Source organism: Pseudomonas sp. Pseusp9 (assembly GCF_059491265.1).
Genome location: NZ_CP168500.1, coordinates 3,568,290 through 3,582,201, shown reverse-complemented (window position 1 = coordinate 3,582,201; position 13,912 = coordinate 3,568,290). Strand labels below are relative to the sequence as shown.

Sequence of the window (13,912 nt, the reverse complement as noted above, 5' to 3'; positions counted from 1 at the left end):
CACCGCAGTGTAAAGGCTCAGCGATTCATCGGCGCAACAAACCGGCTCTTCGCCACGCTGTAGACGCCAGGCTCATCGCTGTCGACCACCTTGAAGCTGAGGCTCTGCGAACTGCTGGCCGGACGCTCCGTGAGCATCACCACCGACACCGGCACATCGACGATCTCGCCCGGTGCCAGGCTCAACCCAGTCTTGCCCTGCAACTCGAAGCCGTCGGCATCGACCAGTTGCAATTGATAGTCCTGACGCTGCTGGGTCTTGTTGATCACCTTCAGACTGTAGATGTTTTCGATCTGCCCCTGGCTGTTCTCGCGGAACAGGCCGCGGTCCTTGCTGACGTCGAGCGAGACCATCGGCCGTTCCACCAGTGCCACCACCAGCGCGGCGATCATCACCAGCAGGACGGCGGTGTAGCCGATCAGGCGTGGGCGCAACAGGTGTGTCTTGCCGCCCTGCAACTGGTGCTCGGAGGTGTAGCTGATCAATCCGCGGGCGTAGCCCATTTTGTCCATGATCGAATCGCAGGCGTCGATGCAGGCGGCGCAACCGATGCACTCCATCTGCAAGCCATCGCGGATGTCGATGCCGGTCGGGCAGACCTGTACGCACAGCTGGCAATCGATGCAATCGCCCAGGCCGACTTCGGCGGGCTTGACCTCGCGTTTGCGCGGGCCACGGTTTTCGCCTCGGGCCACGTCGTAGGAAATGGTCAGGGTGTCCTTGTCGAACATCACGCTCTGGAACCGCGCGTAGGGGCACATGTGCATGCACACCGCTTCACGCAGCCAGCCGGCATTGATGTACGTGGCGCCGGTAAAGAACAACACCCAGAACAGGCTGACGCCGCCCATTTGCAAGGTCAGCAGCTCTTCGGCCAACGGCCGGATCGGCGTGAAGTAGCCGACGAAGGTCAGGCCGGTCAGCAGGCTGATGGCCAGCCACAAGGTGTGCTTGGCCGCTCGACGCATCAGTTTGTTCAGGCCCCAGGGCGCAGCTTGCAACTTGATCCGCTGGTTGCGTTCGCCTTCGGTGATCTTCTCGCACCACATGAAGATCCAGGTCCACGAACTTTGCGGGCAGGTGTAGCCGCACCAGACCCGCCCCGCGAACACGGTGATCGCAAACAGACCGAACGCGGCAATGATCAACAACGCCGACAGCAGGATGAAGTCCTGCGGCCAGAAGGTCGCACCAAAGATATGGAATTTGCTTTCGGACAGATCCCAGAGCACCGCCTGGCGACCGCCCCAGTTCAACCACACCGTGCCGAAGAACAGCACAAACAGAAAACCCGCGCCGCTGATGCGCAGGTTGCGAAACAGCCCGGTGAAGCTGCGGGTGTGGATCAGGTTGTCGCTGGTCTTGGCCTTCGTCTTTGGACGCGAAGGCTCGAATGTTTCTACGGTTCGGACGGGGATTCTTTCGCTCATGGTCTTTCGCTCATCAGCCTCCATCAGGCATGAGCACTATGAGCGTCGATCTGTTTGCATAACAGACTCAGGTATGGCGATAAAAAGCGGATCAGATGGCACTGTTTGCCTGACCTGCGACAAGTTGAAGCACCTGCTGCAGCCGGTTCAAAGGGCCTGGCCAAAACAGCGGCGAGGGGTGCAGATCAATCCCGGTCAAATCACCGACTCACTGTAGGAGCGAGCCTGCTCGCGAAAAACTCAAGGGCGACATTGGGCATCAGGGGGGGACGATCACCGGCGGCATAGTCGTCGGTGGCTTTTCCTGTGGCGGTGGGGCGGCGCCTGGTGGATCCTGCTCAGGCACCGGTTACGGATCGGTCGGCAGGATGACCGGGTTGTCGATATTCGGGTCGGGTGTTTCGGCCGGGAATGGATTGGTCATGAATCTAACCTACAGTGGCACATGGCGTGAGTCGTGCTTAAGTTCGTTGACCACAGCGTTTGGGATTTGATTCCAGCCAATTGCTCTGAACTTTGCCGATGTCCATCGCTCGGAACCTAAGTGAGTTCATTCGGCGAAGGATCTACCGATGTCGATGACAACCAGACACAAGCGCGTCCATGGGGCGTAAAGGAGAGAGGCTCGATGACGGCTGAAAAACCGACTGAGTTGAGCTACAACCCGCACATGCCGCTGTCGCAGGCGCTGTTGCTGCCGCGTATCGTCATCGAAAACATCATGCCGACCCTTGAAGGCGGGCAGTTCGCGGTCAAGGCGGTGGTGGGGCAGGATGTGCTGGTGACGGCCAAGGTCTTCGCCGACGGGCATGACAAGCTGGCGGTTCGCGTGCGCTGGCGGGCCGACGACGATGACGTCTGGCAAAGCGCTGTCATGGTCGACCTGGGCAACAACGGTTGGCAAGGGCAGTTCCGTGTCGACAGCCAGGGCCGCTATCTGTTCTGTATCGAAGCCTGGATCGATCAGTTCGCCAGTTTTCGTTATGAGCTGGAAAAGAAACATGCGGCTGCCGTTCCGGTCAGCCTGGAACTGCAGGAAGGGCGGATGCATGTGCAGCAAGCCGCCGAACGCAGCGAAGGGCAGCTCAGCGAGCAATTGGCAGCCTTGCACCATGAATTGTCAGGACTGCTTGAAGCCGAGCAGGTCGCACTGTTTTTGCACCAACGTAGTGCCGACCTCATGGCTCGCGTCGAACATCGTGCGTACTTGAGCCTGAGCCCGGAGTACCCGGTGGATGTGGAGCGCGAACTGGCGCAGTTCGCCAGTTGGTATGAATTGTTCCCGCGTTCGATCACCGACGATCCGGCGCGCCATGGCACTTTCAATGACGTGCATTCACGGCTGGCGATGATCCAGGACATGGGCTTCGATGTGCTGTATTTCCCGCCGATCCATCCGATCGGGCGCAGTTACCGCAAAGGCCCGAACAACGCCTTGACGGCGGGCCCCGACGATCCGGGCAGCCCTTATGCGATCGGCAGCGAGGAGGGTGGGCACGAGGCGATTCACTCGCAGTTGGGTACCCGCGACGACTTCCGGCGACTGGTGGCAGCTGCCGCGGCCCATGGCCTGGAAATCGCCCTCGATTTCGCCATCCAGTGTTCCCAGGACCATCCGTGGCTCAAGCAACACCCTGGCTGGTTCAACTGGCGGCCCGACGGCACGATCAAGTACGCGGAGAACCCGCCGAAGAAGTACCAGGACATTGTCAACGTCGACTTCTATACCCCTGAGGCAATTCCGAGCCTGTGGGTGGAGTTGCGCGATATCGTGGTGGGCTGGGTCGAGGAAGGCGTGAAGATCTTCCGCGTCGATAACCCGCACACCAAGCCGTTGCCGTTCTGGCAATGGTTGATCGCCGATGTACGGGCGTTGTACCCCGAGGTGATTTTCCTCGCCGAAGCCTTTACCACCCCGGCAATGATGGCGCGCCTGGGCAAGGTCGGTTATTCCCAGAGCTACACCTATTTCACCTGGCGCAACACCAAGGCCGAACTGGCGAGCTACTTCAGCGAACTCAACGAATCGCCGTGGCGCGAGTGCTACCGGCCGAACTTTTTCGTCAATACACCGGACATCAACCCGGCGTTCCTGCATGAATCCGGGCGTCCCGGGTTCCTCATTCGCGCGGTGCTGGCGGCCATGGGCTCGGGCTTGTGGGGCATGTATTCGGGGTTTGAGTTGTGCGAGTCGGCACCGGTGCCGGGCAAGGAGGAATACCTCGACTCCGAGAAGTACGAAATCCGCCCCAGGGACTTCAATGCACCGGGCAACATCATTGCCGAGATCGCCCAACTCAACCGCATTCGCCGGCAGAACCCGGCGTTGCACACGCATCTGGGCCTGAAGGTCTACAACGCCTGGAACGACAACATCCTGTACTTCGGTAAACGCAGCTTTGACGGCAGCAACTTCATTCTGGTGGCGGTGAGCCTCGATCCGCACAACGTGCAGGAGGCGAATTTCGAGTTGCCGCTATGGGAAATGGGCCTGCCTGACGACGCCAGCACCCAGGGCGAAGACTTGATGAATGGCCATCGCTGGACCTGGCACGGCAAAAACCAGTTCATGCGTATCGACCCTGCATACCAGCCGTTCGGGATCTGGAGAATCACCGCATAGGCCAGAAAGGTCCAGCGCCGCAGAGCGTCTGACCCTGTGGCCAAGTCGAATCGACCAGGAGTTTCACATGGCGAAGAAACCCAAGGCAGCCACGTTCATCAACGACCCGCTCTGGTACAAGGACGCGGTGATCTATCAAGTTCACGTCAAATCGTATTTCGACTCCAACAACGACGGGATCGGCGACTTTCCCGGCCTCATCGCCAAGCTCGACTACATCGCCGACCTGGGCGTCAACACCATCTGGCTGTTGCCGTTCTATCCTTCGCCACGGCGTGACGACGGTTATGACATCGCCGAGTACCGTGGCGTGCACACTGACTACGGCACCATGGCCGATGCCCGGCGTTTCATTGCCGAGGCGCACAAGCGCGGCCTGCGGGTGATCACCGAGCTGGTCATCAACCACACGTCCGACCAGCACCCGTGGTTCCAGCGCGCACGCAAGGCCAAGCCCGGTTCGGCAGCGCGGGACTTCTACGTGTGGTCCGATGACGATCAGAAATACGACGGCACCCGCATCATTTTCCTCGACACCGAAAAGTCCAACTGGACCTGGGACCCGGTCGCCGGCCAATACTTCTGGCACCGTTTCTACTCCCACCAGCCGGACCTGAATTTCGATAATCCGCAAGTCATGAAAGCGGTGCTGTCGGTGATGCGCTACTGGCTCGACATGGGCATCGACGGCCTGCGTCTGGACGCGATTCCCTACCTGATCGAGCGCGACGGCACCAACAACGAGAACCTGCCGGAAACCCACGACGTCCTGAAAAGGATCCGCGCCGAAATCGACGCCAACTACCCCGACCGCATGCTGCTGGCCGAGGCCAATCAGTGGCCGGAAGACACCCGGCTGTACTTCGGCGAAACCGATAAAAAAGGTCTGAACGGCGACGAATGCCACATGGCCTTTCACTTCCCGTTGATGCCGCGCATGTACATGGCGCTGGCCCAGGAAGATCGCTTCCCGATCACCGATATTCTGCGCCAGACCCCGGATATTCCCGCCAACTGCCAATGGGCGATCTTCCTGCGCAATCACGATGAGCTGACCCTGGAAATGGTCACCGACAAAGAACGCGACTACCTGTGGAATTACTATGCCGCCGACCGCCGCGCGCGGATCAATCTGGGGATTCGCCGCCGTCTGGCACCATTGGTGGAGCGCGACCGCCGTCGGGTCGAGTTGCTCAACAGCCTGCTGCTGTCCATGCCCGGTACGCCGACCCTGTATTACGGCGACGAGATCGGCATGGGCGACAACATCTACCTCGGCGACCGCGATGGTGTGCGCACGCCGATGCAATGGTCCATCGACCGCAACGGCGGTTTCTCCCGCGCCGACCCGGCCAGCCTGGTGCTGCCGCCGATCATGGACCCGCAATACGGTTATCTGTCGGTCAACGTCGAAACCCAGGCCGGCGACCCGCATTCGTTGTTGAACTGGACCCGCCGCCTGCTGGCTGTGCGCAAGCAATCCAAGGCGTTCGGGCGCGGTACCTTGAAGATGCTGTCGCCCAGCAACCGGCGAATTCTGGCCTACACACGTGAATACACCGGGGTGGACGGCAAGCACGAAGTCATTCTGTGCGTGGCCAACGTGTCGCGCAGTGCCCAGGCCGCCGAGCTGGATTTGTCGGCCTACGTCGGCATGGTGCCAGTGGAAATGCTCGGGGGTAACGCGTTCCCGCCCATCGGCCAGCTGAATTTCCTCCTGACGCTGGCGCCTTACGGCTTTTACTGGTTCGGCCTCGCCGCGGAAAACCAGATGCCCAGCTGGCACGTGGAGCCCGCACAAAGCCTGCCGGACTTCACTACGCTGGTGCTGAAAAAACGCATGGAAGAACTGCTCGAAGCGCCGTCGAGGACCACACTGGAGCAAAGCATCCTGCCGAACTGGCTGCAGAACCGCCGCTGGTTCGCCGGCAAGGACGCCGCCATCGAGCAGGTCGATCTGGCCTATGGCGTCCGATTTGGCGATCCGCAGCATCCGGTGCTGTTCAGTGAGATCAAGGTCACCAGCGGTGGCCAGAGCAGCCGCTACCAGTTGCCGTTCGGCTTTATCCCGGAAGACCAGGTCGGTACGCCGTTGCCGCAGCAATTGGCGTTGTCGCGGGTGCGGCGCGGACGCCAGGTCGGCTTGATCACCGATGCCTTCAGCCTGGAAACCTTCGTGCATGCCGTGTTGCAGGGCATTCAGGCCGGCACCGTGTTGAATTCCAGCGATGGCGACATCCGTTTCGAGTCCACCGCCGAGCTGGAAAAGCTCGGCCTCAACGCCGAGTCGCCGGTGCGCTACCTGTCCGCGGAACAGTCCAATAGTTCGGTGGTGATCGGCAACAGCCTGGTGCTGAAGTTGATCCGCAAGGTCGCTTCCGGGGTGCATCCTGAACTGGAGATGAGTGCTTACCTGACGCAAGCCGGGTTCGGCAATATTTCGCCATTGCTGGGGGCCGTGGTGCGTCGGGATGCAGCGGGTCAAGACAACTTGCTGATGATTGCCCAAGGCTACCTGAGCAATCAGGGGGACGCCTGGGAGTGGACCCGGAACAATCTCGAGCGGGCGCTTCGCGATGAACTGGCCGACGCGGTGTCCGAGCAGGAGCAACATTACAACGCGCTCGGCGAACTGAAAGATTTCGCCGCTATGCTCGGCCAGCGCCTGGGGGAAATGCATCAGGTACTGGCAGCGCCGGGTACCCACGCGGATTTCTTGCCGCAGGTCACCACGCAGAAGGAGGCGCTGGCCTCGGCCAAGGATGTCGTGGCGCAAATCGAGCATGCGCTGAACTTGCTCAAGCAACATGAAAATCAACTGAATACGGCGGACCAGACTCTGGTCAGCCGTTTGCTGGACAACAAAAAAGCCATTCTTGGCCATGTGCAAGCGTTGGGCAAAAAGACTGAGGGCGGCTTGCGCATTCGTGTGCACGGCGACCTGCATCTGGGGCAGGTGCTGGTGATCAAGGGCGATGCCTATCTGATCGATTTCGAAGGTGAACCGGCACGGCCGTTGCAAGAACGACGGGGCAAGCACAGCCCGTACAAGGATGTCAGTGGCGTGCTGCGCTCTTTCGACTATGCGGCGGCGATGGCGATCAACGTGCAGGGCATCGACAACACGGCTGCGGCCGCTGCCGCGCGTTTGCGGGTCACCGAGCGCTACCTGAGCGAGGCGCGGCAAGCATTTGTCGACGCTTATCGGCTGGCGGCAGCTAGTCTTGCCCATGCATGGCAAGATCCCGAAGGCGAGGACGCCGCGCTGGCGTTGTTCGGTCTGGAGAAGGCGGCGTATGAAGTGGCCTATGAGGCGGAAAATCGCCCCACCTGGCTGCCCGTGCCGTTGCACGGTTTATATGGATTATTGAGTGGGCTTAAACCCTTTTCCGATCTTGGTGGAGAGTAGTCATGAGTGTCTCGAACAGGGAACAGGGTCATCACAAAGAAGCGCTACTGCCCAGCGCACGGGATATCGATGCATTGGTGCGTGCCGAGCATATCGATCCTTTCGCCATTCTCGGCCCCCACGGTGATGGTGTCGGCGGGCAGTTCATTCGCGCTTATCTGCCGGGCGCCCTGAGTGTAGAAGTACTGGCCAGGGACTCGGGCGAAGTGCTTGGAAGTCTTCAAGCCACAGAGACACCGGGGTTGTTTGTCGGGCATTTCGACCGCGTGCAAGGGTATTTGCTGCGCACCCGTTGGGCCGGCGGCGAGCAAACGGCCGAAGACCCTTACAGCTTCGGCCCGTTGCTGGGCGAAATGGACTTGTACCTGTTTGCCGAAGGCAATCACCGTGACCTCAGCGCTTGCCTGGGCGCACAACTCAAGACTGTGGACGGCGTCGATGGCGTGCGTTTCGCCGTGTGGGCGCCGAATGCCCGACGGGTGTCGGTGGTTGGTGATTTCAACGTCTGGGACGGACGCCGGCATCCGATGCGCCTGCGTCATCCCACCGGCGTCTGGGAGTTGTTCATCCCGCGCCTGCAAGCGGGCGACGCCTACAAATACGAGATTCTCGGCGCCCACGGCATTTTGCCGTTGAAGGCCGATCCCATGGCGCTGGCCACCAGCCTGCCACCGGACACCGCCTCGAAAGTCGCTTCCCCCTTGAAAGTCGACTGGCAGGATCAGGACTGGATGATGGACCGGGTCAACCGCCATCAGGTGACGGCGCCATTGTCGATTTACGAATTGCACGCCGGCTCGTGGCAATGCGAGCTGGACGACCTGGGCGAAGTGGCCCGCCAGTACACCTGGCCCGAACTGGCCGAGCGGCTGATTCCCTATGTAAAAGACCTCGGTTTCACCCACATCGAACTGATGCCGATCATGGAGCACCCGTTCGGTGGTTCGTGGGGTTATCAGTTGCTGTCGCAATTCGCGCCGAGTGCGCGATATGGTTCGCCGGACGAGTTCGCCGCGTTCGTCAACGCCTGCCATGTGGCCGGGCTTGGAGTGATTCTCGACTGGGTACCGGCGCATTTCCCCACCGATACCCACGGCCTGGCCCAGTTCGACGGCACGGCGCTGTACGAGTACGGCAACCCGCAGGAAGGTTTCCACCAGGATTGGGACACGCTGATCTACAACCTGGGGCGCACCGAAGTGCACGGCTACATGCTGGCGTCGGCGCTGCACTGGCTCAAGCATTTCCATGTCGACGGCCTGCGGGTCGATGCGGTGGCCTCGATGCTGTATCGCGACTACTCGCGCAAGGCCGGCGAGTGGGTGCCGAACCGCCACGGCGGTCGGGAGAACCTCGAAGCCATCGACTTCCTGCGCCACCTCAACGACGTGGTGGCCCTGGAAGCGCCCGGTGCGCTGGTGATCGCCGAGGAGTCCACCGCATGGCCGGGCGTCAGCCAGGGCACGCAACAGGGCGGCCTGGGCTTTGCCTACAAATGGAACATGGGCTGGATGCACGATTCGCTGCATTACATCCAGCAGGACCCGGTCTACCGCGCCCATCACCACAACGAGCTGAGTTTCGGCCTGGTGTACGCCTGGTCCGAGCGTTTCATCCTGCCGATCTCCCACGACGAAGTGGTGCACGGCAAACACTCGTTGATCGACAAGATGCCCGGCGACCGCTGGCAGAAATTCGCCAACCTGCGGGCCTACCTGAGTTTCATGTGGGCGCATCCGGGCAAGAAGCTGCTGTTCATGGGCTGCGAGTTCGGCCAGTGGCGCGAGTGGAACCACGACCAGCAACTGGACTGGTACCTGCTGCAATACTCCGAGCACAAGGGCGTGCAGAAACTGGTGACCGACCTCAATCGCTTGTACCGCGAAGAGCCGGCGCTGCATGAACAGGACGATGTGCCGCAGGGTTTCCAATGGCTGATCGGCGATGACGCGATCAACAGCGTTTATGCATGGCTGCGCTGGAGCAAGGACGGCAAGCCGCTGCTGGTGGTGGCCAACTTTACGCCGGTGCCGCGTGAGGCTTATCGGGTTGGAGTGCCGTTTGCCGGGCAGTGGAATGAGGTGCTCAACAGCGATTCGTCGATCTATGCCGGTTCCAATTATGGCAACAGTGGCGGGGCGGTGGCCGAGGAAACGCCGAGCCATGGGCAGGGGTTGTCGTTGGTGTTGAATTTGCCGCCGTTGGCGGTGTTGATGTTGAGGCCGGAGGGGTAGCTCACCTCTATTTTATTCGATAGCCCTGACAGGTCGAGGCTCATTCAAGTACAGCCTGTCAGGGGGAGTGATTGATTTTAATCATTTCTGAAGCAGAACATAACTAAATCCATTTTGCATTCGGCGTTGCCTCGAACTTTCTTTGAGTAATTTTAATGTGGGGCATACCCCAGTTGTCTTTAGAAATACTGTTAACCACAAACTGAGTCATTGGCTTGAATAAACCCTCCGTTTCGGGGGTGTGATCTACTCTGAATGCGTTGCCTGTCGTTTTTAGAAGCACTGGGAGCGTCGGCAGTAAAGTGCTTGGAACATGAAGTTTACTTGTGAAATTGCTCGCGGTTTTTTTGTCTGGAGTAAAAGCCATAAATATGCTGGTTTGTAGTATGTCACCTACTTCAATGCTATCTCGATTTTGCAACCGAGTGCCGCGGTAGAGCTCATCTGTCATTTGCGGACCAAGTGATGCGGCTAACAAACTAATTGTTTTTTTAGAATTTCTGGCGTGGGACTCTAGTAACTCCATCGCCGGGTCATATACTTTTTGCTTTCTGGCAGGGGTTAGCTTGATTGTTCCAAAGTCGCCATCATTGTTTTTGAGTTCTGAGTACACTGCTTTTCTGGTGTCGGAGAGTGATTTTTTTATTAAGTCCGAGGGGTTGTTTTCGTAGTGGCTGCGGCTATGTCCTTTGAAATAAAGAGCGCCGGCGTTTGTTCCCCAAATTAGCTGTATGCCCTCTTTTTCGTCTGCTGTTAATGGCCTGTCATAGGCTTCGGGTTGCCCTATATAACCGAGGCGGATTCTAAAATAATCAATGTACTTTTCAGGTTGTACTTTTTTGCTTTCCAGGTAGGTGATGGCTACATTGATTAAGTCTGGCTCAGAAAGGTTGTCCTTGTTTTTAATAAGCTGTCTCTCAATGGAGTTTATTTCGTCATGCGTTAATTCCTTTCCTATACTTCCATCCAGATCACCAAAATTTATGGGTCTATTCCTGACCATTGCAAATAAATTCATCCCATCTACATAACCCGCCGGATCCGGATTAATCCACCGCTGCAACCACGGCGCGTAGTACCTGAACCCATAGTAATAAAGCCCCGTCGCATCCCGCTCCTTGCCCGAGTAGCGCACGGTCTTGTACCTGGCTTCTGTGGCCGACCGGCCCGCGAAACAAGCCGTACCGCCAAACGGGTAATACCATTCCTGGCTTATCAGGCCGGCGTTCTGGTCCAGTTCCAGTGCGCTGGATTGCAGATGGTCATTGAGGCCGTAACGCACCTGGTCGTTGGCGATGTCCTCCGGCTTTTGGGTGACCCAATGCAGCACCTGCACGCTATTGCTACCGGCGCTGGCATTGATCACGTGAAGGATTTCGCCGGTGCCGTCGTGACGACGGATTTCCACGCCCGGCAGGTAGCGCACTTCACTGGTCAGCGTGCGGGCGTTAGTCTGGTTCGCGCGCAGTTTGCGCACCCGTTGCCCGCCGGCGTCGTAGAGGTAACGCTCGTGATCATCATTGCCATCGTCGCGGACCACCGGGCGCACGCTGGACAGTTGATTGCGCAGGTCCCAGTCGAGCGACTGGCCCGCCTGCAACTCACGCAAATTGCCGTTGGCATCAAAACCGGCAGCCAGTTCTTCTTCCGTTGGCGGCCGGCCATTGCGTTCGGGCAGGCAGCGGTTGCTGTACCGGGCACGGATCAGGGTGCGGCCATGGGCCTGAGCCCCGACGTGCACCAAATCCAGGAGATTGCCACCCGCGTCGTAATGAAAGGTCTGGGTGTACCGGGCGATCTGGTTGGGGTCGAGGGGCAAGGGTTGCAGGTCGGGCAGGGCAGGACCGCCATGGCCAGTCTTGGATTCCCAACCTGTGGCTTCGATCAATTGATCGAGGGTGTCGTAGCGATAGGTCTTGATTGGCTCAATGCGCTGGTTGTTGAAGTAGCGGATCGATTGCGCGGTGTCTTCGAGGTTCAGTACGTTGCCGACTGCGTCATAGCTATATTTCAGGTCCTGCAGTGGCGTGCCGTTGGCCTTGTGTGCGCTCAGGCCGATGAGACGGCCATCCGCCGGATGGTAGCGGTGGCGGGTGACGACGCCGTTGCCGGCGGTTTCCGCCTCGATCTGACCGGAGGCGCTGTAGTGCAGATCGCTGACCAGCGTCAGCTCTTGCTGATCGTCACCGGCCAGGGTCAGGTGCGTGCCCTTCAATTCGCCGGCGACGGTATAGGCAAACCGTTGACGATTGCCCAGCGCATCGATTTGCCGGAGCAGTTCGCCGCTGGCGGCATAGTGCAGCGCGGTGGTGGCGCCCGCGGCAGATTCAAGCAACGCATCGCGAGCCGGCACGCTGTCTGGCCAGTTCACCGGCAAGGTATCCAACAAAAAATGCCGGTTCTGTTGCAGCACCGCGCCAGCGATCCCGAGTTCGCGCAGGTGCAAGGTGCCGGCCGGGTCGTCATGGCGAATCAACTGGCCACACTGATTGCGCGAGGCCGCGTCGGCATCGACTCGCGCATACGTGAAGCGCTCAAGCACGTGCTCAGCGACACCCTCACCACGTTCATGTACGGCCACCGGCCGCAGCAGTTCATCGAACTCGGTCCGGGAATGGCTGCCACGTCCGTCCCAAGCCTCGACGCGTTGCCCGGCAGCACCGTGCAACGCCACCCGCCAACCCGCGTCCACGCTGTCACTCGCCAAGGGTGCACCCGACAGGCTGTACACCTGGCTCAAGTTCGCCGGCACCGACGCATCATTCTGCGCCAGGGCAAACAGATACGGATCACGGCTGGCCACCGCCCGGCCGGCGGCATCGAACCGTTGATGCGTCACCCGCGCTTCAACCTGATCGGCCGCTAGCCGCCGATGGTATTGAATGGCCCTGATCGCCAGGCCACGCGGATCTGAAATCGCTAGGACCGGTGTGCCGTGGTGCGCAGAATTCAATGGCATGAGTGATGGTCTCGATCAGAGTGATCTACCATCACAATGCATCACCCGCAGAGCTATGGATACTGTAAGAAATACCTGTTTTTACCAGCGCATCCGCACACCCAGGCTGCCGATCAATCCGTTCAAATCATTGTCATCCACATCGCTGCTGTAATCGGCGCTGACATAAAAACTCACGGTCGGCGTGACTCTGGCGACCAGGCCCAGGCCCAGTTCGACGGTCGTGGAGTTGCGGCTGCTGCTGATCTTGTCGACCTGATCGAGGGTCACGCTGTTGCCGGTGTACACCGTGTGCCACAAGTTGGTCCGCACGTAAGGTTCGACCAGCAGGCCGCTGATGTCGTAACTGCCTTTCAAGTGCGCACCGACCCGACCACTCCACGAAGTCAGGTCAGTGGAAGACGCGTTGCCCGAACCGGCATACGGCGTGTCCAGGGTGATGCGCTGATTGATCAACTGTGCCTGGGGTTCAATCACCCATTTTTCGCCAAGGCCGATGGGAATGCCACCTTCTACCGACAGTGTGACCGCGCTGCCCTCGGTAGCTCTTCGGGTCCCTTGCTCGTTGCGGCTGAAGCCGTTGACCCGACCACCGCTGGCGGTCAGGTCGACGTGCCAGCCTTGTGGTCCGGTCAGGCTCCAGTAGGCGCCGAGGCTTTGCCCCCGGAGGTTGAGCGTGTCGCTATTGGGGTTGGACATTGCCGGGGTGATCTGCGCGCCGTTGTTGTTGAGCTGGAACTGGCTCGTGCCGCCGACCAGGCCGACCCTTTGCGTATGGCCGCTGGCGCTTTGCAGGGTGAGGATCGCCGGGCCCTTGAATTCGTGGGTGCCGGGAACGGCCAGCCCCAGGGAAAGGAAATCGGTTTGTGCCTGGCGAGAGGGTTGGCCGTAGAGTTGGTCCCAGGCCGTGGGCGCGGCGTCTTCGGTGGTCAGGTTGGCACTGCGCAGATCGGGATGAGCGCTGAACTGACCGGGGTACGTTACGGCAAGGGTAGACAGACCGAGCGTCGGGATGTCCTGGCGATACCACGGCGTCGTTTCTTGTTCGGCAGGGGCGGCTTGTATTTCCAGGGCGGAACACAACAGGAGTGAACTCGACACGGTGCAAAAAGTGACTTTGATCCCTTGTGGGGTGCGTGAAATTTTCATGGAGGTCTTCCTTGCAGGCGCATGTGGCATCTCGCTCTGGCGTCTCTCCTACCCCGAATGAGGGGCGACCGAATGGGATAGGACCCGCTACCGGCTGCCCGTTTTCAC

General features: G+C 59.7%; 7 protein-coding genes. 4 read left to right on the top strand and 3 right to left on the bottom strand.

The features are described 5' to 3' along the window. Positions 1 to 17: 17 nt before the first annotated feature. On the bottom strand, positions 18 to 1,430 hold the full coding sequence (ccoG, locus tag ACEN8E_RS16015) for a cytochrome c oxidase accessory protein CcoG (RefSeq protein WP_495588926.1): 1,413 nt from the start codon (positions 1,428 to 1,430) through the stop codon (positions 18 to 20). A gap of 628 nt (positions 1,431 to 2,058) precedes the next feature. Between ccoG and ACEN8E_RS16010 the strand changes: the two genes are divergently transcribed. The 3 genes from ACEN8E_RS16010 (at position 2,059) to glgB (ending at position 9,696) form a co-directional block, all read left to right on the top strand. Beyond that, positions 2,059 to 4,053: an alpha-1,4-glucan--maltose-1-phosphate maltosyltransferase gene (locus ACEN8E_RS16010; protein WP_495588925.1), complete on the top strand. Its 1,995-nt coding sequence runs from the start codon at positions 2,059 to 2,061 to the stop codon at positions 4,051 to 4,053. Between the two features lie 67 nt (positions 4,054 to 4,120). Next, positions 4,121 to 7,462 carry a maltose alpha-D-glucosyltransferase gene (gene treS, locus ACEN8E_RS16005; RefSeq protein ID WP_495588924.1) on the top strand — a complete coding sequence of 1,114 codons (3,342 nt, stop codon included), beginning with the start codon at positions 4,121 to 4,123 and terminating at the stop codon, positions 7,460 to 7,462. Positions 7,463 to 7,464: 2 nt separating this feature from the next. After that, complete coding sequence (gene glgB / locus ACEN8E_RS16000) at positions 7,465 to 9,696, top strand: 1,4-alpha-glucan branching protein GlgB (RefSeq protein WP_495588923.1); 2,232 nt, start codon at positions 7,465 to 7,467, stop codon at positions 9,694 to 9,696. Positions 9,697 to 9,799: 103 nt separating this feature from the next. On the opposite strand, the gene ACEN8E_RS15995 is transcribed toward glgB, so the two are convergent. Then, on the bottom strand, positions 9,800 to 12,109 hold the full coding sequence (locus tag ACEN8E_RS15995; RefSeq protein ID WP_495588922.1) for an RHS repeat domain-containing protein: 2,310 nt from the start codon (positions 12,107 to 12,109) through the stop codon (positions 9,800 to 9,802). On the opposite strand from ACEN8E_RS15995, the gene ACEN8E_RS15990 reads away from it, so the two are divergent. After that, positions 12,089 to 12,562, top strand: a complete 474-nt coding sequence (locus ACEN8E_RS15990) for a hypothetical protein (RefSeq protein WP_495588921.1) — start codon at positions 12,089 to 12,091, stop codon at positions 12,560 to 12,562. The two genes, ACEN8E_RS15995 and ACEN8E_RS15990, sit on opposite strands and share 21 nt — an antisense overlap. A 174-nt stretch (positions 12,563 to 12,736) precedes the next feature. Here ACEN8E_RS15990 and ACEN8E_RS15985 read toward each other — a convergent pair whose 3' ends face one another. Then, positions 12,737 to 13,804 (bottom strand): autotransporter domain-containing protein, encoded by a 1,068-nt coding sequence (locus tag ACEN8E_RS15985; RefSeq protein ID WP_495588920.1) that lies wholly within the window; start codon positions 13,802 to 13,804, stop codon positions 12,737 to 12,739. Between the last annotated feature and the right edge of the window lie 108 nt (positions 13,805 to 13,912).